Source organism: Streptomyces gottesmaniae (assembly GCF_031845845.1).
GTDB classification, from domain to species: Bacteria; Actinomycetota; Actinomycetes; order Streptomycetales; family Streptomycetaceae; genus Streptomyces; species Streptomyces akebiae.
Genome location: NZ_JAVRFJ010000003.1, coordinates 258,180 through 279,029, shown reverse-complemented (window position 1 = coordinate 279,029; position 20,850 = coordinate 258,180). Strand labels below are relative to the sequence as shown.

The 20,850-nt window shown below is 71.5% G+C and carries 15 protein-coding genes and 1 tRNA gene; 4 read left to right on the top strand and 12 right to left on the bottom strand.

The genetic code is table 11. From position 1 onward, the window contains the following. Window positions 1-345 precede the first annotated feature (345 nt). Window positions 346-1,311, top strand: a complete 966-nt coding sequence (locus RM704_RS05405; protein WP_033529704.1) for a glycoside hydrolase family 6 protein — start codon at window positions 346-348, stop codon at window positions 1,309-1,311. Between the two features lie 85 nt (window positions 1,312-1,396). Here RM704_RS05405 and RM704_RS05400 read toward each other — a convergent pair whose 3' ends face one another. Together RM704_RS05400 and RM704_RS05395 are read right to left on the bottom strand one after the other, a co-directional pair. Continuing rightward, entirely contained in the window at window positions 1,397-1,621 is a 225-nt protein-coding gene (locus RM704_RS05400) for a DUF397 domain-containing protein (RefSeq protein ID WP_033529705.1), read from the bottom strand. Continuing rightward, the gene (locus tag RM704_RS05395; RefSeq protein WP_033529706.1) at window positions 1,618-2,505 is read right to left on the bottom strand and encodes a helix-turn-helix domain-containing protein; all 888 of its coding nucleotides are present in this window, start codon (window positions 2,503-2,505) and stop codon (window positions 1,618-1,620) included. Before RM704_RS05395 ends, RM704_RS05400 begins: the two co-directional genes overlap by 4 nt. Before the next feature lie 228 nt (window positions 2,506-2,733). On the opposite strand from RM704_RS05395, the gene RM704_RS05390 reads away from it, so the two are divergent. Beyond that, window positions 2,734-3,276: a hypothetical protein gene (locus RM704_RS05390; RefSeq protein ID WP_052146254.1), complete on the top strand. Its 543-nt coding sequence runs from the start codon at window positions 2,734-2,736 to the stop codon at window positions 3,274-3,276. Between the two features lie 31 nt (window positions 3,277-3,307). Here RM704_RS05390 and RM704_RS05385 read toward each other — a convergent pair whose 3' ends face one another. The 4 genes from RM704_RS05385 to RM704_RS05370 form a co-directional block, all read right to left on the bottom strand. Then, complete coding sequence (locus RM704_RS05385; RefSeq protein ID WP_033529707.1) at window positions 3,308-4,198, bottom strand: NlpC/P60 family protein; 891 nt, start codon at window positions 4,196-4,198, stop codon at window positions 3,308-3,310. A 241-nt stretch (window positions 4,199-4,439) separates the two neighbouring features. Then, window positions 4,440-8,402, bottom strand: coding sequence for an nSTAND1 domain-containing NTPase (locus tag RM704_RS05380; protein ID WP_033529708.1), 3,963 nt, complete (start codon window positions 8,400-8,402; stop codon window positions 4,440-4,442). Window positions 8,403-8,605: 203 nt separating this feature from the next. Then, window positions 8,606-9,067, bottom strand: coding sequence for a hypothetical protein (locus RM704_RS05375; protein ID WP_033529709.1), 462 nt, complete (start codon window positions 9,065-9,067; stop codon window positions 8,606-8,608). Between the two features lie 117 nt (window positions 9,068-9,184). Further along, on the bottom strand, window positions 9,185-10,111 hold the full coding sequence (locus tag RM704_RS05370) for a hypothetical protein (RefSeq protein WP_311589764.1): 927 nt from the start codon (window positions 10,109-10,111) through the stop codon (window positions 9,185-9,187). Between the two features lie 393 nt (window positions 10,112-10,504). On the opposite strand from RM704_RS05370, the gene RM704_RS05365 reads away from it, so the two are divergent. Beyond that, window positions 10,505-11,875 (top strand): glycoside hydrolase family 43 protein, encoded by a 1,371-nt coding sequence (locus RM704_RS05365; RefSeq protein ID WP_033529711.1) that lies wholly within the window; start codon window positions 10,505-10,507, stop codon window positions 11,873-11,875. 238 nt (window positions 11,876-12,113) lie between these two features. Here RM704_RS05365 and fusA read toward each other — a convergent pair whose 3' ends face one another. Beyond that, the gene (gene fusA, locus RM704_RS05360) at window positions 12,114-14,192 is read right to left on the bottom strand and encodes an elongation factor G (protein WP_033529712.1); all 2,079 of its coding nucleotides are present in this window, start codon (window positions 14,190-14,192) and stop codon (window positions 12,114-12,116) included. A 377-nt stretch (window positions 14,193-14,569) separates the two neighbouring features. After that, window positions 14,570-15,310 carry a YhjD/YihY/BrkB family envelope integrity protein gene (locus RM704_RS05355; protein ID WP_078937290.1) on the bottom strand — a complete coding sequence of 247 codons (741 nt, stop codon included), beginning with the start codon at window positions 15,308-15,310 and terminating at the stop codon, window positions 14,570-14,572. A 753-nt stretch (window positions 15,311-16,063) separates the two neighbouring features. Between RM704_RS05355 and RM704_RS05350 the strand changes: the two genes are divergently transcribed. Beyond that, window positions 16,064-16,717, top strand: coding sequence for a hypothetical protein (locus RM704_RS05350; RefSeq protein WP_311589758.1), 654 nt, complete (start codon window positions 16,064-16,066; stop codon window positions 16,715-16,717). Between the two features lie 145 nt (window positions 16,718-16,862). Here the strand turns inward: RM704_RS05350 and RM704_RS05345 are convergent. From RM704_RS05345 to sucC, 4 genes are all read right to left on the bottom strand, one after another. After that, window positions 16,863-16,950, bottom strand: a tRNA-Leu gene (locus RM704_RS05345). 174 nt (window positions 16,951-17,124) lie between these two features. Beyond that, on the bottom strand, window positions 17,125-18,693 hold the full coding sequence (locus RM704_RS05340; RefSeq protein WP_033529713.1) for an aldehyde dehydrogenase family protein: 1,569 nt from the start codon (window positions 18,691-18,693) through the stop codon (window positions 17,125-17,127). A 1-nt stretch (window position 18,694) separates the two neighbouring features. Next, on the bottom strand, window positions 18,695-19,612 hold the full coding sequence (gene sucD / locus RM704_RS05335) for a succinate--CoA ligase subunit alpha (protein WP_033529714.1): 918 nt from the start codon (window positions 19,610-19,612) through the stop codon (window positions 18,695-18,697). 11 nt (window positions 19,613-19,623) lie between these two features. Further along, window positions 19,624-20,754, bottom strand: a complete 1,131-nt coding sequence (gene sucC / locus RM704_RS05330) for an ADP-forming succinate--CoA ligase subunit beta (RefSeq protein WP_033529715.1) — start codon at window positions 20,752-20,754, stop codon at window positions 19,624-19,626. Window positions 20,755-20,850: the final 96 nt, after the last annotated feature.

The following is a 20,850-nucleotide window of genomic DNA, read 5'->3' as shown; positions in this document are numbered from 1 at the left end:
CTGATCCCCTGAGCGCCCGCCGAGTTGTCGTCGAACGCCCACCGGATCCCCCGGATCCCCCGGATTTCCCGGCCCGAAAACTGGGAGCGCTTCCAATCCCAAGGACCGTAGAGCCTCGGACTCGCCCTGTACAGGAGGCAGTTCGCACGTCGACCCTTGACAGTTCTCCCAGCCGGTCACACGATACCCACCACACCCCGAAGGTTCTCAGCGTCACTGGAAGCGCTTCCAAATGGGAGCGCTCCCAGCATCCGGGGAACGCCTTACCACCGCACTTCCTCAGCGCGTCACACGCTCGGGACGAGAGCGCGTGACGTGTCCCTCCACGGAATTCGAGGTGATCTCATGCGCCGCAGACTCCGCGTCCTGACGGCAGCGCTCTTCGCCCTGCCGCTGGCGCTCACCGCCGCGCCGTCCGCCCACGCGGCCGACCCGACGACCATGACCAGCGGGTTCTACGTGGACCCCGACTCCAGCGCGAAGCGGTGGGTGGCCGCCAACCCCGGTGACGGCCGGGCGTCCGCGATCAACGCCTCCATCGCCAACACCCCGACGGCCCGCTGGTTCGGCTCCTGGAGCGGGGCGATAGGCACCGCCACGGGCGCCTACGCGGGCGCCGCGGACAGCCGCGACAAACTGCCCCTGCTCGTCGCGTACAACATCTACAACCGCGACTACTGCGGCGGGCACTCCGCGGGCGGAGCCTCCTCACCGTCCGCCTACGCGAGCTGGATCGCCCAGTTCGCGGGCGGGATCGGCAACCGCCCGGCCCTGGTCGTCCTGGAACCCGACTCCCTCGGGGACTACGGCTGCATGAACCAGGCCCAGATCGCCGAACGCCAGACCATGCTCAGCGGCGCCCTGTCCCAGTTCGCCCGTCAGGCCCCCAACACCTGGGTCTACATGGACGCCGGCAACCCCGCCTGGACGGACGCGGCGACCATGGCCCGGCGCCTGCACGAGGCCGGTGTCCGGCAGGCCCACGGGTTCTCGCTCAACGTCTCCAACTACCTCACCACCGCCGAGAACACGGCCTACGGCAACGCCGTCAACAGTCAGCTCAGCGCCCGCTACGGCTACACCAAGCCCTTCGTCGTGGACACCAGCCGCAACGGCAACGGCTCCAACGGCCAGTGGTGCAACCCCTCGGGGCGCCGCATCGGCCCCGCCACGCAGCTGGGCGGGGGTGCCGAGATGCTTCTGTGGATCAAGGTCCCGGGTGAGTCCGACGGCAACTGCGGTGTCGGGTCCGGCTCCTCGGCGGGCCAGTTCCTGCCCGAGGTCGCCTACAAGATGATCTACGGCTACTGATTCCGTGGCCCGGACGCCGGATACGTCCGCCCCGGCGTCCGGGCCACGGGCACCGTCGGCCGCACGCGGCCCGGAACAGCGGCGCTCACGAGGTGAGGCCCGCCTGTCGCGGACCTCCCTCATGCCCCGTGAACCCCACGAACCCCACGAACCGCGACCACCCCTCACGTCCGACCGCGAAGTGAGGAAGGGCCAGGTCCTTGGAGTCCCGTACGCACACGACCCGCTGGGTGACGGCGACTTCGACGCAGTCGTCACCCTGACTGCCGCTGTAGCTGGACTTGAACCACGCCAGTTCCGTCGTGTTCATAGGTCTAGTTCCCCTCGGAGTCGCTCCAGCAGCGCCCGCGAATCCTTGGCATTGAGGGCCTGCGAGCGCAGTGTGTCATAGCGCTGGTGGAGGAGACTCACCTCTTTCGGGTCGGAGATCAGACGGCCGTTCTGCTGGCCTTCGGAGTACGCGAGCCGCTGCCCCTTCGGCGTCTCCAGCAGTCGCACCGGCCCGTCGAGACACGCGTGCAACCCGGCCTCCAGCGGCACGATCTGGAGCGTCACATTGCGCGGCGCGCTGAGCTCCAGCACATGGTCGAACAGCCCGCGCATCCGCGCGTCGTCCCCGACCCGCCGCCGGAAGACATGCTCCTCGACGATGAAACTGAAGGGCGTCGTCGGCCGCTCGACGAGCATCCGCTGTCGCTCCATCCGCCGGTCCATGAAGTGGTCCAGCTCGTCGTCCGGCGTCACCGGCACGGTCCCCTCGAAGACCGCCCGGGCGTAGTGCCTGGACTGCAACAGCCCCGGCACCAGCCTGCACTCGTAGGTGCACAGGCTCACCGCGACCCGCTCCAGCCGGGCCCACTGGCGGAACCAGGCCGCCAGGCCCACGTCCCCCCGCCCCCGCGTCACGTACTGCGACGACCTCCGCAACGCCCCCGTGTTCCCGAGCAGTTCGTCGGCCCGCTCCACATACGTGGCGTCCGGCATCCGGCGCCCCTGCTCCACCGATTCCACCGTGTGCTTGGAGAAACGGACGAGATCCGCGAACTCGGCCCGGCTGTACCCCGCGTGCTCGCGCAGCGCCTGGGTCACGGCACCCCACGTCCGCAGGCTGTCCGACGGGTCGGGCTCGCGGTCCACCACCGGCCCCTCGTCCACCAGTGTCTCGTCGTAGTCACCCATTCCGCCGCCCGTCATCCGCGGCCACCTCCGGTCTTCGTGCGCTGTGGCCCCCATGCCCCGACGGCATCCAGCGTGACGGGAAGATCGGCGTACTGTCCACAGAATGTGCCCGTACGCTGACGCAGCGTACGGGGCGCGGGCATGGGGGACAGTGGACCGGCCAGGTCTCAACCCACGCGCTGGAAGACCGATGCAGGGCAGGGCCTCAGTGGAAGTGCCCGTCCTCTGAGGAGGAGGAGTGCTGTGTCCGAGCCCAGGCTGATCAAGGAGCAGGAACTCGAACCCGAGGTGGATTTCCATGGCTTGTGCCTACAGGACGCGGAGTCCGCGCAGGTCGCGTATCCGGGTGGCCGGATCATGGACGAGGGCGTGTTCTTGACCGCTCACCCCGGACGAGTCGATATCGAGAGCGCTGGTCATACTCACACGCCGGCCATGACCGCTCAGGTGTGGGACGGCGAACCACCCGTCGACACGAGTCGTGTGTGGGACCGGCGGGCCGACACCACCGTGCGGTCCACGACCGGCACCCTGCAGGTATGGGCGGTGGCTCACGGCCCGATCGAGGATGCGATCGAACTGGGTGCCTCCGACCGGGACTGGCACGTACGGGTCTACTGCTCCGGCCGAGATGAGGTGACTCGGGTCATCGAGGAGGAGGGAATCGCCGAGGGCGTCGAGCGCTACCTGGTGCAGTTCTGGCCCCTACGTGATGGCCGCGCAGAGCCGTCGTCGTCACCGTCGGGACAGGTCGAGACAGAGGGCTGGGCGCGCTCGCGCCGGTGACCGCCCCCCGACGGTCACCGGCGCGGATCCGCTACGGCGTGGGGGGTGCGTCCTTGCAGTCGGGCACCCCCTCCAGCCAGGCCGCGCCCTTGATGTAGATGTTGGTGACCCAGGCCTTGTAGTCCGGCAGGTACGACCACACGTCGTTGGTGTAACCGTCGGACGTGACCTTCTCCGCGTGCTTCTGGCAGTGGACGCGGATGGTGGTGGAGTAGGGGAAGGCGTAGACGCGTTCGGCCGCGAGGCGGGGCTCGGCCTTGGTCCAGACGCCGGTGCCCCAGGTCTGGTGGATGTGGCCGGTGACGGCGCCGGTGTTGACGCGGACGGCGCCGAAGTAGGAGCCGTTCAGGCGCACGTCGCTCACCATCAGCCGGGTGCCGGACTCCTTGGCCTCGACCATCTTGCCGGCGCCCAGGTAGATGGCGATGTGGTGCAGGTCCTTCGAGGTGCCCCAGGCCAGCAGGTCACCGGGGAGCAGGGGGGCGAGGCCCTGGGCGGCGGTGAAGCGGGCGGCGGCACGGTGGGTGTAGTACTGCTGGCTGGCGACGCCGTTGAGGATGTCGGAGCCGCCGGTGGCCTGGGCGTAGGCGTGGCGGACCAGGCCTGAGCAGTCGAAGCCCCGGCGTTCGGGGTCGTGCTTGCTGTCCTCCGGGTCGCTGGGGTCCACCATCCCGTACGTGGGACCGGGCTGGGCCCCGTGGCCGCCGCCCCAGGTGTACCAGGTACCGGCCGCGACCTCGGCGCAGGCGGCGGCGATCGCCCGCTCGGCGGCCGCGGAGGCGCCCGGCGCGAGGGGACGGCAGTCGTCGGCGGCGGGAGCGGCCGGTGCCGCCTGCGCGGTGGCGGTCGTGGCCACCGGCACCCAGAAGAGGACGGCCAGGAGTGTGATCAGTGTGCGGATGAGTCCGGTCCGGCTCACCATGCCGGGACCCCCGATTCCTGTTCGATGTGGATCATTTCGACGTGGATCATGTGGTCGTCGTGGTCATGCGGTGGTGCGGTGTGCGGTCGTGCGCTCGTGCGGTGCGGTCCTGCGGTTCTGTGGTCGTGCAGCAGCTTGCCGTCGTGCGGGCCCGGTCGGGGAGGTGCGGGTGTCGCCCCATCCGATCGGGCAACCGGGAAACACCTGGGAAACGCCCTGCGAGCAGGGCAGTCGGTCACGGTCAGGAACGGCCGCACGGCGGTTGCGAGGGCACCGGCAGTCCCGGCAGCAGGGCGCCGCGTTCCTCGGGGCCGAGTCCGGCGCTCAGGCGGCAGATCTTCTCCAGGCGCGCTCCCGGGTCGAGGTCCCACAGCCGTACCGTGCCGTCGGTGCTGCTGCTGGCCACCGTCCGCCCGTCGGGCGCGAAGTCCACGCCCCACACGGCGTTGGTGTGGCCGGACAGGGTCGCCCACGACTGCCGCGTGTCCATGTCCCACAGGCGCACCGTGCGGTCGTTGCCGCTGCTGGCGAGCATGCTGCCGTCCGGCGAGAAGGCGAGCCCCCGGGCGGAGCCGGTGTGCCCCGTCAGGGTCGTCTCCGATCGCCGTTCACGGACGTCCCACAGGCGTACGGCGCCGTCGTTGCCGCTGCTGGCGAGGGTGCGGCCGTCCGGGGCGAAGGCGACACTCCGTACCGCGCCGGTGTGGCCCGTGAGTTCGGCCAGGGCCTGTCGGGAGGCCACGTCCCAGAGACGTACGGTCAGGTCGTCGCCGGCGCTCGCCAGGGTGCGGCCGTCCGGGCTGAAGGCGACGGCGTTGGCGTAGTCCTCGTGTCCCGTGAGGACGGCGATGTCGCGGCGCGCGGCGATGTCCCAGAGGTGGACCGTGCGGTCGGCGCCGGCCGAGGCGAGTGTCTTGCCGTCCGGCGCGAAGGCCACGGAGAAGACCTCCCCGGTGTGGCCGGTGAGCGTGGCCAGGAAGGCGCGCCGGTCCACGTCCCACAAGCGGATCGTGCCGTCGGAGCTCCCCGAGGCGAGAGTCTTGCCGTCGGGGGAGAACGCCACCGAGAAGACCGTCTCGGTGTGGCCGGTGAGTCTCTTGAGGAGACGGTGGCTCCGTACGTCCCAGAGCCGCACCGTGTGGTCGGTGTCGGCGGTGGCCAGCAGCTTCCCGTCGGGGCTGTAGACCGTCTGCCAGACCTCCGTGAACGGACGCGCCGTCAGCACCGGTCCGCCCAGGTCCCAGAGGACGACGGACTGGTCGAAGCCGGCCGTGGCCAGCCGGGTGCCGTCGGAGGTCACGGCGACCCCCATGACGTAGTCGGTGTGACCGGCGAGCACGGCGGTCTGCCGGCCGTCGCGCACGTCCCAGAGCCGGGTCGTACCGTCACCGACCGCGCCGATCACCGCCGCGCCGTCCGGTGTGTAGGCGACGGCGTTGATGTCGTCGCTGCCGCCGGTGAACACCGCGGTCTGCTCCGCGTCGCGCACGTCCCACAGCCGTACGGTCCGGTCGATGCCGCCGGAGACCACCTGCCGTCCGTCCGGGGAGAACGCCGCGCCCAGCACCTCGTCGGTGTGCCCTTCGAGCACGTCGAGCCGCTCCGCGCGGTCGGTGTCCCACAGGCGTACGGTCCGGTCGGCGCCGGCGGAGACGAGTTTCGTGCCGTCGGGGGCGAACGCCAGCGCGTTGAGGGTGCCCTTGTGACCGGTGAGCGAGGCCGCGCGCCGTGGCGTGCGCCCGGTGCTCCAGAGTTCGACGGTCCCGTCGGCGGTCGCGACGGCGAGCGTGCCGCCGCGCGGGTCGAAGGCCACCGCCCGGTCGCCCTTGGTGCCGGCCGGGAGTGCGGCCGTCCGACGGCGGTCGCGGACGTCCCAGAGGGTCACGGGACCGTCCGTCGAGGTGGCCGCGACCGTGCGGCCGTCGGGGCTGAAGGCGACCGAACGGACCCGGCCGGGGACGGTGAAGGTGGCGAGCGTCGGGTGGTCGCCGGTGGTGCCGCGCAGGGTGACGGTGCCGTCGGAGCTGGCCGTCGCGAGGGTCCGGTCGTCCGGGGCGAAGGCCACCGCGTTGACCGGGCCCCGGTAACCGCCGAGCCGGGCGGAGAAGGGCTGGGCCTGGGTGCTCAGGAGGGCGCCGCGCGCCTCGACGGTGGTGTCGGCGCGGTAGGCCTCCTCCGCAAGCAGCATCGACGCCTCGGGCCGGCCCCCGGCGAGGGACGCGGACCGCACGGCGAGGGCCTGGGAGCGGGCGGCGCGCTCCTGGTCGAGGGCGCCCTCCCGCTGCTGGTAGGCGAGGCCGCCGGCGGTCACGGCGAGCCCGAGCAGGACGACGAGCGTGGCGAGCATGGTCTGCCGCAGCCGGATCTGGCGGCCGGCCTGTCTGCGGCGGCCGTCCTCCTCCGTCTGACTCGCCCTCAGGAAGGCCTCCTCGCCGGGGCCGAGGCGGCTCCAGCCGTCCGACTCGTCGGCCCAGGTCCGTACGGTCTCCAGCCGTGTGCCCCGGTAGAGGGCCGACGGGTCACGGTTCTCGCGCTCCCATTCGGCTGCGGCGTGGGCGAGTTGCTGGTGCAGGAGGAGGCCGGCGCGGTCGGCGTGGATCCAGTCGCGCAGCCGGGGCCAGGCGTGCAGCAGTGCCTCGTGGGTGATCTGGACCGTGTCGCTGTCCAGGGTGATGAGCCGGGCGCGGACGAAGGCGTCGAGCGCGGCGGCCGCGCCGTCGGCGTCGCCGAGCTGCTCTGTCAGAGCGGTCCTGCTGGTCCGGCGGCGGGTCGCGCCGGCGCCGTCCGCGACGACCACGAGCCGGGACAGGATGCGGCGGATCGTCCGCTGCTCGGCCGGGTACAGCCGGGCGAACACGTTCTCGGCGGTGCGGGCGATGGCTCCCTGGATGCCGCCGGCGCGCTCGTACCCGTCGACGGTGAGCGCGGAGTCCGTACGGCGCTGCCAGGTGGCGAGCAGTGCGTGGGAGACGAGCGGGAGCGCGCCGGACGGCGTCTCGTCGGCGCCGATGCCGGCGGGTTGCGCGGCGCCGATGCCGCCGGGCTGCGCGGCGCCGGTCCCCACGGCGTGCGCGGTGCCCCGTAGTGTCGCGTCCGGTGCGTCGCGCAGTCCGGCGTCCCGCAGTCCGGCGTCGCGCAGGAGGAGCGGGACCAGGCCGGGTTCGAGGGTGACGCCGGCGAGTTCGGCGGGCCGGGTGATGGACTCCCGCAGCTCCGCCACGGACATGGGCGCCAGGACGAAGAGTCCGTCGGTGAGGACCGGGGTCAGTTCGGGCAGGCCCAGACAGCTGCCGGTGAAGTCGGCGCGAACGCCGAGCACCACGACCGCCGACGCGGTCGTGTCGTTCCCCGGTCCGGTGGTCGCGAGGGCACACAGCACGCGGACGAAGGCACGGCGTTCCTCGTGGTCGGGGCAGAGCGTGAACAGTTCCTCGAACTGGTCCACGATCAGGACGGGGCGCAGGGGCGGGGGTCTGCGGTCCCCCGGGGCCGGCGGCGGTTCGTCCGCCATCGCGCGTACGGCGGCGAGCAGGGCGGCGGGGTTCTCCCGCACCGCCTCCACGGTGACACCGAGTTCGCCGCCGACCGCCTTGGCGGTGCGCTCCAGCAGTTCGTCGAGGGGGCGTGAGGTGGGGGTGAGCAGGACCACCGGCCAGCGCTCGGCGCCCGGCATGGGGAAGTCGCCGCGTTTCAGGGCGGGCACGAGGCCGGCGTTGAGCAGGGACGACTTGCCCGCGCCCGACGGGGCGACCAGCATCAGCGGTCCGCTGCCGACCCGTTCGAAGGTCCGCTCCACCAGGGCGGCCGTGGCGCGCTCCCGCCCGAAGAACCACTCCGCGTCCTGCGGGGTGAACGCCGACAGACCGCGATACGGACACGTGGCGTCGGACTGCCGCGCCGTGCTCTCCCCGTCGGGTCGGCCGTCGCGAGGTGGGGCCTGCTGCACCAGCCGTACCAACTCGCCGTCCGCGCCCAGTACTTCATCGCAGAGACGGGCGACGTCGACAGTGGCGCGTTTGGTACCGGTCTCGATCTTGCTGAGGTAGCCCTTGCTGTAGTGGGTGCGGCGGGCCAGGTCCGTGAGCGACAGTCCGCGTTCCCGTCTCAGGCGTCTGAGTTGCGCGGGGAAGGCCGGCGTGGTCAGCGCGGTCCCGTCCCCGTCGTTCCGGCGGTCCGGGTCCTCTCCGAACGGCGGGTCCCCCAAGGTGTCCCCCAAGGCAGTGCGGGCCGTGAGACGGCGGGTGCCCAGGTTACTGTCGGGGCGGTGAGGGCGGCCAAGCCTTTCACCCGGAGTGGCGAAAACACGAACGTCCGGAACCGCGGGCCGATGCGGTTCCGGACGTTCCCCGGTGGTGTCGGGTCAGCTCGGACCAGCCCCGGTGGTCGATCCCGGGGCGGGCGGGCGGATCAGGTGAGGTTGGTCGCGCAGCCTCCGTTGACCCACTTGTGCGACCGGATGTTGTTGTCCGCCGAGCTGCCGTCGGAGAGGCGGTTGTCGGACAGGTTGTCGGCGTACAGCTCGCCGGGCTGGAGACAGGCGTGGCCGTCGTTGGTACCCTCCGCGTGGCCCTCCCACTCGTAGAACTTGACGATCGCGAGGCTGCCGGTGTAGCCCCGGTTCATGACGGACGACGCCCGGTCCCAGTTGGCGGAGCCCCAGTCGCCGACGGTGTTGGGGGTGGCGATCAGCTGGGCGCCGGAGCAGTCGTAGCCGTCCCAGGCGTACATGTAGCCGTTGCGCGGCCCCCACTTGCTGTCACAGCCGGGGCCGGCGACGGCGCTGTCGGCCGCCTGCGAGGTGGCGGCGGGTACGACGACGCCCAGGGCGGCGAGCCCGAGAAGCGCTGCCGTCGCGGTGAACTTGCGCATGATGGTTCCCCTCGTTTCGTTGGTCGTGCGTGGGTGTGGTGCAGCCGATGACCGCGCACCGGGGGTGGCCCGGTCTGCCGTCGTCGGCGGTCGGTGCGGTTCCGGGACGCCCGGTGGTCAGTCGCGTTCCGGGACGATGCGCACCGCCCGGTCGTAGGCCTGCTGGGCGAGGGTCCGGTAGGTGTCGAGGTCCTTGCCGAACCGGTCGCGCAGGCGGTTTTCGTAGAACGTCTCCCGGGCCGACGCCACGGCCCGCAGGGACGTCTCGCGGGCGCAGGTCGCGTCCGCCACGGCGGTCTTCCGCTCGGTGGCGAAGGCCTCGTCGGCGCGTTCCTCGCCCAGCCTCGCGGTGTTGGCCCGGACGGCCTCACGGGCCGCCTGCGGGTCGTCGTAGGGCAGTCCGGCCTTCGTCATGCACCGGGACCAGGCCCGCAGTGCCGTGGTGAGCCGACGGTCCTTCATCAGGTCCTCGCTGTACAGGGCACTGAGGCCGGTGGCGACCTTGCCGGTGCGGAACCATTCGGCCGGGTCGCCGTAGAGCTTCTGCTCGGCCTCCTCCGTGCAGCCGCCGAGGCGTTTGCGGATCTCGCCGCGGCCCCCCGGCAGCGGCGCGGTGAGCGTGCGGCCGTCGTCGCCGCCGTCGAGCGCGAGGTCGAACGCGGCACGCCGGGACGGGGTGAGGTTCTGGCGGTAGGTACCGATGGGGTTGCTCGCCCGGGTCTTCTCGTTCTCGGCCTCGATGCGGCTGCCGTACCCGTGCGCACGGGCCCAGGCCACGTCGTCCTGGACGTAGCGCACCGGACGACTCTCCTCCAGCGTCAGGCGGCGGTCCTCCCAGTAGGTGAAGCCGTGGCGCTTCATGCACTGTGACGTCAGGCGTTGTTCGGCGTCGCCGACCCGCACTTCCTGCTGCCAGGTCAGCGCCCGGGGGCGCGGGCCCGGCTCCTTCGGTGCCCGGCCGGCGCCGTCACCGCCGGCGCATCCTGTCGTGGCGACCGCGGTGGCCGCCACCACCGCGCACAGAGACATGAGCACACGCCTCATGGGCCGATTCCCCCCGGTCTCACACTGGGTCTTGGGTGCTGCGTGCTGACGGATCCAGAGTTGCCCCGCCGCTCGGGGCGGTCGACGGGTTTCCTGTTGCCCTCCCCCGGAGCACCGGGGAAACCAGACGTGACCTGGGGAGGCGTGAGGCGGGAGGCAACGCCCGAGCCGTGCGGCGGGTCGAACTCGCGCACAGCCACGTCACGGTGGAGTCAGGGCGGACCCACGGCGACCACGAAGCGGAATCTCTTCTCGCAGAAACCCTGGCACAACCCATTGACGCGCACATGCCTCCCTCTTATCTTCTGACCGAAGTTCCGCACGATGTACGACATGCCGAACAAAACAACATCCTCACGCCTCAGGGCAGTTCACGCAGAAATGGGACGAGCGTTGAACAGAACCCTCAGGGCGGTCCTCGCCCTCCTCACCTCGGTGGCCGCCCTCCTGGGGCTCACCACCGCCTTCGCCGGCGCGGCCGGAGCCGCCCACCCGCCGGCGGGACAGGCGACGCGGTACACCATGACCGCGTTCACCAACAGCAGCGAGTCGAACATGTACGTCTACGACTCACCGGACGCGACGGGGTTCACCCTCCGCAAGGGCCCGGCGTACACCCCGCCCTCCGGCCTGATCCGTGACCCCAGCATCTTCAAGCACACGGACGGCTACTACTACCTGACCTACACCACCCGCACCTGGTCGGCGCTCTCCACCACCATCGGCTTCGCCCGTTCCACCGACCGACTCAACTGGACCTTCCTCTACGACTACACGGTCCCGATCAGCGGTCTGCAGCGCGCCTGGGCGCCGGAGTGGTTCGTCGACACCAACGGCAGCGTCAACATCATCCTGTCCGCGTCCGTCGCGGCCGACGGAGAGTGGATCTTCAAGCCGTACAAGCTGACGGCGACGAACTCCGCCCTCACCGCGTGGTCGGCGCCCACCCGGCTTTCCGGCATCGGCCCGAACTACATCGACACCTTCATCGTCAAGATCGGCTCCACCTACCACGCGTTCACCAAGAACGAGACGACGAAGTACATCGAGTACGGCACCGCCTCCAGCCTCACCGGCCCGTACACCATCACGAAGACCGGCAACTGGGCAGGCTTCGGCTCCGGCATGGAGGGCCCGGCGCTGGTCCAGCTGGACAACGGCGGCTGGCGCATCTACTACGACGCCTACGGCGCCGGGCAGTACTGGTACAGCGACAGCTACGACAACTTCGCCACCTGGTCGACCCCGACGCAGCTCCCGGGCCTCACCGGCTTCGTACGCCATCTGACGGTGCTCAAGGAGACGGTCTCCGGCGGCGTCACCCTCCCCACCAACACCACCCGCTCCCTCCAGTCCGTCAACTACACGGGCCGCTACACCGTGGCCCGCTCGGACAACCTCGGCTACGTGGACCCGGTGACGTCCTCCAGCACCACCGCCGTCAAGCAGAGCGCGACCTTCACCGTCGTGCCCGGCCTCGCGGACGCCAACTGCTACTCCTTCCGCAACTCCGCCGGCCGCTATCTGCGGCACTGGGACTACCGGATCCGCTTCGACACGGACGACGGCACGACCGTCTTCGACAAGGACGCGACGTACTGCGCCCGCCCGGGCACGACCTCCGGCTCGGTCCGCCTGGAGTCCTACAACTACCCGGGCCGCTACATCCGCCACTACAACTACGAGCTGCGCCTGGACATCCACCAGGCCACGGACACCTTCCGCGCCGACAGCTCCTTCACGGCCGTGAGCCCCTGGGCCTAGCGACGACAGAACCCCGCGCCCCGTCAGGGGCGCGGGGAACTGCGCCCCGTCAGGGGCGCGGGGAACTGCGCCCCGTCAGGGGCGCGGGGAACTGCGCGAGAACCCCCACGACCCCGCACCCGAAGAACGCACCGAAGGCGGGGTCGAAGGGGCGGCAGCCCCTGGAGGACGGGACGGGTAGGGGCGGCGGGGGCGAAAACCCCACGCGCACCCCCACCCGCCGACGAAAGCGGCTACCTCACCGCTCACTCACCACCGCACCCGGCGCCCGCACATACCCGGCCGGCCGCGCCGTGAACGTCCCCCGCCCCTGCGTACGGCTGCGCAACCGCGTCGCGTACCCGAACAGTTCGCCCAACGGCACGGTCGCGGTGACGACCACCGCCCCGCCCCGGGCCACGGAGTCCGACACCCGCCCCCGCCGCGCGGCGAGATCCCCGAGCACCCCGCCCACGGCATCCGCGGGCACGGTGACCGTGACATCGGCGACGGGCTCCAGGACGCCCATCACCCCGACACGCATGGCCTCCCGCAGCGCGAACCGTCCCGCCGTGCGGAACGCCATCTCCGAGGAGTCCTTGGAGTGGGTCGCCCCGTCGACCAGCGTGACGCTCACCCCGGTCACCGGATGCCCACCGAGCGGCCCCTCGGCGAGCGCGTCGCGGCAGCCGGCCTCGACCGCGCGGACGTACTCCTGCGGCACCCGGCCGCCGACGACGGCCGAACGGAACACGAAGCCGGTGGCGGCACCGTCGCCCTCCGCCTCCAGAGGCGCCACGTCCAGCACGACATGGGCGAACTGCCCCGCCCCGCCGTCCTGTTTGACGTGCCGGAAGACCAGACCGGTCACGCCCTGGACGACGGTCTCGCGATAGGCCACACGAGGCCGGCCGACGGCGACGTCGAGCCCATGGCTCTGCCGGACCTTCTCCACGGCGACCTCCAGATGCAGTTCGCCCATGCCGGACAGCAGGGTCTGCCCGGTCTCGGGGTCGGTCCGCACGACCAGCGAGGGATCCTCCTCGGCGAGCCGCGCGAGGGCCGTGGCGAGCCGGTCGGTGTCGGTGCTCCGGCGTGCCTCGACGGCCACCGACACCACCGGGTCGGCGACGGAGGGCGGTTCGAGGAGCAGCGGCGCCGCCGGGTCGCACAGCGTCGTCCCCGCGCGGGCGGACTTCAGCCCGACCACCGCGACGATGTCCCCGGCCACGGCCCGCTCCAGTTCGGCGTGCCGGTCGGCCTGGACCCGCAGGATCCGACCGATCCGCTCGGTGCGGCGTGTCCCCGCGTCCAGCACGGTGTCCCCCTTCCGGATCGTCCCCGAGTACAGCCTCACGTACGTCAACCTCCCCGTGGCGGTGGCGCTCACCTTGAACGCCAGGGCCGCGACCGGCGCCTGCGCCTCGGCGGCCCGCTCCTGCTCCGTCCCGTCGTGCGTGCCGCGTACGGGCGGCACGTCCAGGGGCGACGGCAGATACGCCACCACCGCGTCGAGCAGCGGTTCGATGCCACGGTTGCGGTAGGCGGAGCCACAGAGCACGACCACTCCCTCACCCGTGCGGGTGAGGTCGCGCAGCGCGGCGGCCAGCGTCCGCGCGGAGAGCGTGCCCCGCGCGCAGAACTCCTCCAGCGCCGCCGGATGCAGCTCCGCCACCGCCTCCTCCAGGCGCCGCCGTCGCCGCTCGGCCTCGTCCCTCAGGTCGTCCGGGACCGGCCCCTCCACGGCCGTGTCGGAACCGTCCGCCCACACCAGCGCCCGCATGCGCGGCAGGTCCACCACACCGACGAAGCCGTCCTCCGTACCGATCGGCGACTGCACCACCAGCGGCGCCGGATGGAGCCGCTGCCGGATCGACTCGACAGCCGTGTCCAGGTCGGCGCCCGCGCGGTCCAGCTTGTTGACGAACGCGATACGCGGTACGCCGTGCCGGTCGGCCTGCCGCCACACCGACTCGCTCTGCGGCTCGACGCCCGCGACCGCGTCGAACACCGCGATCGCGCCGTCGAGCACCCTGAGCGAACGCTCCACCTCGTCGGCGAAGTCGACATGGCCGGGGGTGTCGATCAGGTTGATCCGATGGCCGTCCCAGGCGCAGCTCACGGCCGCCGCGAAGATGGTGATGCCGCGATCGCGCTCCTGCGGATCGAAGTCGGTGACGGTCGTCCCGTCGTGGACCTCGCCCCGCTTGTGCGTGGTCCCGGTGGCGTACAGGAACCGCTCGGTGACGGTGGTCTTGCCGGCGTCGACGTGGGCGAGGATGCCCAGGTTGCGGACGGCGTTCAGAGGGTTGGCGATGGTGTCGACGTTGCTGCGCATGGCCCGTGGCCTTTCAGCTGAGCTGTTTCGGGGCAGCGCGATTCCCGTGCGGACACGACGGACGGCGAAGGCACGCGGGAGGTACGGAGCTGTCGCTCCGGCACAGGTGCGGCTTCGGGATCAGGCGTTCGTCACGGGCATCCGGTACCGGCCGCGCAGCGGGCACCGGACGGACGAGGACACGAGGATCACCTCGTACCGGGAACGGGGAACGACGACAGCGGTGCGGTCACACACGGCCGGGCTCCCCTCGATCGGTCTGCGTCCACTCGTCACGACGCGCGCGCCGCGGTGGAACGCGGCGCGCGATGTGTGGCGATTCTAGGGAAGCGGACACAGACGGGGCACCGCATTTTTCAGCGGACCGCGGCAGCGCCTCAGTGCTTCCGGGAGCGGCCGTGGGGATGCGGAAGGTGATGCGGTTCGTGGAGGTACCAGTAGCGACCGACGAGGGCGCCGCCGAAGACGACGAAGCCGACCCCGATGAGCCAGGACGTCACGATCAGGACGGTGCCGACCGAACCGTACGCGACCGCGTTGCTCACGATGAGCGGGGAGAAGACCAGGTAGGAGAACAGGCGCAGGCCGCCCAGGCCCACCACCGTGGCGACGGCGCCCGGCAGGAGCGCCCGCCAGGAGATCCTGCCGCCGAGCAGGAAACGCTGTCCCCACCAGAAGAAGAGCACGCCGAGCAGCGCGGACAACACGAGCCGGGCCCCTGAGCGCAGGGGTCCCGAGCCCAGGAGCGCGCCGCTCTGCGCCTCGGCGAAGAGGTAGGCCGTCAGAGCGACCAGCCACACCGCGCGTCGCCATACGGTGTGCCAGCGCCCGGCCGACAGGTCCCAGACCTTCTCGTAACCGGTCTGGACGCTGCCCGCGAAGGTCACGCCGAAGACCGCGAGCAGCACCACGCTCAGGACACTGATCGTGCTCAGGACCTTGCGGGGCGCGGAGAAGAGGTCCTGCACGGCGTCGGCGGAGCGCCCGGACAGGCCCATGCCGTCGACGATCCACAGGGCGAAGCCGCGTTCCTGGATGGGCGCGGCCGCCGCCACCACGATCAGCAGCGGGGCGAACGTCACCAGTCCCAGCGCCGCGAAGCCCATGGCCCGGTGCATCAGCTCCACTTCCTTGCCGCGCTGCCATACGTGCGTGGCCCTGATGTGGAGGGAGCGGCGCAGTCTCGTCGAGCGGCGCCCGCGGCCGCCGGGGTGGTTCGTCTTCCCGCGCCTGCCGGGCCGGCCGTCCCCCAGAGGATCCGGAGCATCGGACGACCCCGAGAAACGCGGAACACCCGACGAACCGGATGGCTCGGATGGCTCGGACTGGCCCGGCGGTCCGACGGGTTTCATGGGATCCGCCAGGGCTCTACAGGGCCGACGGTCCGGCGGGACGGACGAGCCGGACTGGCCTGACGAGCCCGACTAGCCGGACGGCACTGCCGCCCCGCCCCTGGCCGAGCGGGCAGCGACGAACCCGCGGCGGCGGTGGCACCACCCCATGGCGCATGCGTGGTCACCTCGTCCTGTTCCTCTGCTCCTCTGCACCGGCAGGGAGGCTCGTCCCCCGCACCGGCCCGCCCGTACGTCACGGGTGGCTGTTTCCAGCGTGCCCCGCCGACTCCGGATGTGCGACCGGCTGAGCGGCCCCCGCTATCCGGCGGGAAGGGGCACGACGCCTCGGCCCCCTGCGCCTGCGGCACCTCCCCGTCGATTCCGCCCGGCATCCGCAACCGTGGCGCAAAATGGCGCGTCTTCGACCCTGTTGGCCGTGCGTGCGGCCCTGCGAAGCGGATAAAGGGGGAACCTACGGTGAATCGAACCGGGAGATGGGCGAGACGGGGAACGCGGCTGATTGCCACCCTCGCCCTGGTGTCGGCCGCGGTGGGATGCAAGGACACGGCGAGCGGCGGGGAGAGTTCGGCATCGAAGTCTCCGAAGCCTGCCGCCTCCTCGAAGAAACCTGACAGCGGCTCGGTCAAGGACGACGGAAAAGAATCGGCCAAGGAGTCGCCGGACTCTTCGAAGAAGCCGGGAGGCAAGGGCCCAGCGGGTGCGCTGACCTGCGATCAGCTGCGCGACGCCGAGCTGCAGAACTCCTCCATGCGGCTGCCGGACGCCCCTGAGGGGACCGTCGCCTTCACCGACGGGCGGTGGGAGGGCGACGGTGTGGTGATCGAGCTGCAGCCGCAGTGCGGCATCGGGGACATGACAGGTGACCCGGCGGCGGACGCCGTGGCCGCCATCAAGGTCACCACCGGGGGCACGGGCAAGTTCTACGGCCTCGTCACCTGGCGCAACGACGCCGGAACCCCGGTACCGGCCGCCGCCGTCTCCCTCGGCGACCGTACGCCGGTGGTCTCGATCGACATCTCGTCGCCCGAGAGGCAGGCGACGGTCGTCTACCTCACCCGCGGTGACTCGGAACCGACGGCCGTGGTGACACTCCGGCGAACCGCCGTCTACCAGGTGACGGAGCCCGCCATGGTCGAACTCCACCACAGCGACGCCCCGTACACGCCGTGAGACGTGAGACCGGTGGGTTGAGTCCAGAGAGATCGGCGGGGCCGGGCTCGGCATGCTCCGGGGCGGAACGAGCGGGCCCCGGCGGCAGCGAAGAACCCCACCGACCGGAACGGTCGATGGGGTCGATGTCGATCTCTTTGCTATGTGGTGTCCGAGGGGGGACTTGAACCCCCACGCCCGATAAAGGGCACTAGCACCTCAAGCTAGCGCGTCTGCCATTCCGCCACCCGGACCAGGTGTCTGCCGCCTTGCCAGGAGTGCTCCCGGCGGCGACATGGACAACAATACCAAGGTTTCGGAGTGCCTTTCACCTGCATATCCGGGCTCAGGACAGGGCCGTGCGGGACTCGACGAGCAGGCCCGCACGGCCTCACCAGGGGTGATCGGACAGTTACTTTCCGGCCAGGTCAGGCCGCGGACGGCATGAGGTGGTACTCGGGGAAGTTCCCCGGCAGCCGCTCCCCCGCCGGACCGCGCGTGACGGCCTTCACCAGCAGCTCGCCGCCGACGAAGGCACCCCGCCAGGAGGCGCCGAAGCCGCCGAAGAGCTCGTCGCGGTCGCCGCGGGAGCGCGGCCTGCCGTGGCCGACCTTGAACGCCCGGATCTGGGGTGCGAGCCGCTCGTACGTCGCCCGGTCGTCGGTGGACAGGGTGGCGACGAGCGCGCCGTTCGAGGCGTTCATCGCGGCGAGCAGCTCGGCCTCGGTGTCGACCAGGACGATCGTGTCGACCGGGCCGAAGGGTTCCGCGTGGTGGAGCGGGGAGGACGAGGGCGGGTCGAGGAGGGTGACGGGCTGGACGTACGCGCCGGTGTCCTGGCCGGGCAGGAAGCGCGCGTCGGCGAGTCGCCCCCGGTGCAGCGGAACGGCGCCCCGGTCGACGGCCTCGGCGACCTGGTCGGTCAGTTCCTTGGCCTTGGCCGCGTTGATGACGGGTCCGAAGTCCAGCGTCGGGTACGGGTCGTCGGGGTGCTCCACGGCCAGCGGGTGGCCCACCCTCAGGGTGCGGACCGCGGGGAGGTACGCCGCGAGGAACTCGTCGAACAGCTCGCGCTGGACGACGAAGCGCGGATAGGCCGTGCAGCGCTGTTTGCCGTAGTCGAAGAGTTTGGGGACGACGGCGGTGAGGCTCTCCCAGTCGGTGTGGTTCCAGATGCCCCAGGTGTTCAGGCCCTCCTGTTCCAGGACATGGCGTTTGCCGAGGTCGGCGACGGCGGTGGCCACGGCGGCGCCCGTGTCACGGCCGCCGACGAAGGAGACGCAGCCGATCTCGGGGGCGCGGACCAGCGCCTCGGACAGTTCACGTCCGCTGCCGCTGACCAGGGTGACGGGGACGCCTTCGCGGGCGGCGAGGGCGCTGGCGAGGGTGAGGCAGGCGACGCCCCCGTCGGTGGGTGTCTTGGCGATGACGGCGTTGCCCGCCAGGGCCTGGACCAGCATCGCGTGGACGAGCACGCTCATGGGGTAGTTCCAGCTGGCGATGTTGGAGACGGGGCCGTCGAGGGGGACCCGCCCTTCGACCATGGGTTCGATGCCGTCGACGTACCAGCGGACGCCGTCGATGGCCCGGTCCACGTCGGCCTGTGCCAACCGCCAGGGCTTGCCGATCTCCCAGACGAGGAGCAGGGCGAGCAGTTCGCGGTGCCGGGTGAGGGCGTCGAGGGTGGCGGCGACCCGGGCGCGGCGTTCGGCGAGGGGGACGTGACGCCAGGCGCGGTGCTGGTCGAGACAGGCCCGGACGGCGTGGTGCGCGGTGGCGCCGTCCAGTCGGGGCGGCCCCGCGACGGGGCTGCCGTCGACGGGGCTGGTGGCGGGGAGCGCCCGGCCGTCGGCCTGCCAGGAGCCGTTCCAGAGGTTGAGGACCCGGTCGTCCCGGAAGGCCTCGGGGGCGACGGCGAGGCAGCGGCGCCAGGCGTCGGTCCAGGCGGTGCCGGCCTTGAGGGTGAGGGCGGGGGCGGGTGTCGGTGTGGGGGTCATGTCACGCACCGCCTTCCAGGGCGGCCAGGACGAGGCGGGCCGTCTCGGTGGGGGTGTTCCCGACCCGTACCCCGACCGCCTCCAGCGCCTCCTTCTTCGCCTGCGCCGTACCGGATGAGCCGGAGACGATCGCGCCGGCGTGGCCCATCGTCCTGCCCTCGGGGGCGGTGAAGCCGGCGATGTAGCCGACGACGGGCTTGGTGACGTGGTCGCGGATGTACGCGGCGGCGCGTTCCTCGGCGTCGCCGCCGATCTCGCCGATGAGGACGATCAGTTCGGTGTCGGGGTCGTCCTGGAAGGCGGCGAGGCAGTCGATGTGGGTGGTGCCGACGACGGGGTCGCCGCCGATGCCGACGCAGGTGGAGAAGCCGGTGTCGCGGAGTTCGTACATGAGCTGGTAGGTGAGCGTGCCGGACTTGGAGACCAGGCCGACGCGTCCCGGCTTGGTGATGTCGGCGGGGATGATGCCGGCGTTGGCCTGGCCCGGGGTGATCAGGCCGGGGCAGTTGGGGCCGATGATCCGGGTGCCCCTGGACCGGGCGTACGCCGTGAAGGCGACGGAGTCGTGGACGGGGATGCCCTCGGTGATGACGACGGCGAGGCCGATGCCCGCGTCGGCGGCCTCGACGACGGCCGCCTTGGCGAAGGCGGGCGGGACGAAGACGACGGTGACGTCGGCGCCGGTGACCTCGACGCCCTCGGCGACGGAGCCGAAGACGGGGATCGCACTGGGGGCACCTCCCAGGCCCGTGAGGCACTGGGGGACATCGAAGTCCACGGTGCGGCCGGCCTTGCGGGGGTTGACGCCGCCGACGACGTTCGTGCCGGCCGCGAGCATGCGGCGGGTGTGCTTCATGCCCTCGCCGCCGGTCATGCCCTGGACGAGGACCTTGCTCTCCTTGGTGAGGTAGATGGCCATGTCCGGGCTCCTCAGGTCGCGTGGGCGAGGTCGGCGGCGCGGCGCGCGGCGCCGTCCATGGTGGTGGCCTGGTGGACGAGGGGGTGGTCGCGGTCGTCGAGGATCGCCCGGCCGCGCACGGCGTTGTTGCCGTCGAGGCGGACGACGAGCGGTTTGGTCAACTGGACGCTGTCCAGGGCCTGGACGATGCCGTCGGCGACCGCGTCGCAGGCGGTGATCCCGCCGAAGACGTTGACGAGGACGGACTTCACGGCCGGGTCGGAGAGGATGACGGAGAGGCCGTCGGCCATGATCTGGGCGGAGGCGCCGCCGCCGATGTCGAGGAAGTCGGCGGGGCGGGCGCCGCAGCCCGCGACCACGTCGAGGGTCGACATGACCAGTCCCGCGCCGTTGCCGATGACGCCGACCTCACCGTCCAGTTTCACGTAGTTGAGGCCCTTGGCGGCGGCCGCCGCCTCCAGCGGGTCGTCGGGCGCGAAGCCCTCGTCCCCCCAACGGGTCTGCCGGAAGCCCGCGTTGTCGTCGAGGGTGACCTTGCCGTCGAGGGCGAGGATGCGGCCCTCTTCGGTGCGGACGAGCGGGTTGACCTCGACGAGGAGGGCGTCCTCGCGGGTCAGCACCTCCCAGAGCCGCATGAGGACGTCGACGGTCTGCGGCGGCAGGCCGGCCGCCTCGGCGATCTCGGACGCCTTCGCGGAGGTGACGCCCTCGACGGGGTCGACGGGTATCCGGACCACGGCGTCCGGCCTGGTCGCCGCGACCTCCTCGATGTCCATGCCGCCCTCGGCCGAGGCGATCGCGAGGAAGCGGCCGGCGGCGCGGTCGAGGACGTACGAGACGTAGAACTCGCTCTCGATCGCGACAGGTTCGGCGATCATCACCTGGTGCACGGTGTGGCCCTTGATGTCCATGCCGAGGATCTGCCGTGCGGTCAGTTCGGTGGCGGCGGGGTCGGCGGCGAGCTTCACCCCGCCCGCCTTGCCACGCCCGCCGGTCTTCACCTGGGCCTTGACGACGACGCGTCCGCCGAGTCGGCGGGCGATCTCGCGCGCCTCCTTGGGCGAGTCGGTGACCTCCGCCCGTGGCACCGGGATGCCGTGTTCCTCGAAGAGTTCCCTTGCCTGGTGTTCGAACAGGTCCATTCCGGCTCCTGACTCAAAAGTGCCGCACGCCCCCTGGACACCACCCACCGGATGCGGGATAACAAGCTTCATACAGTATTCGTCGACTGTATGCAA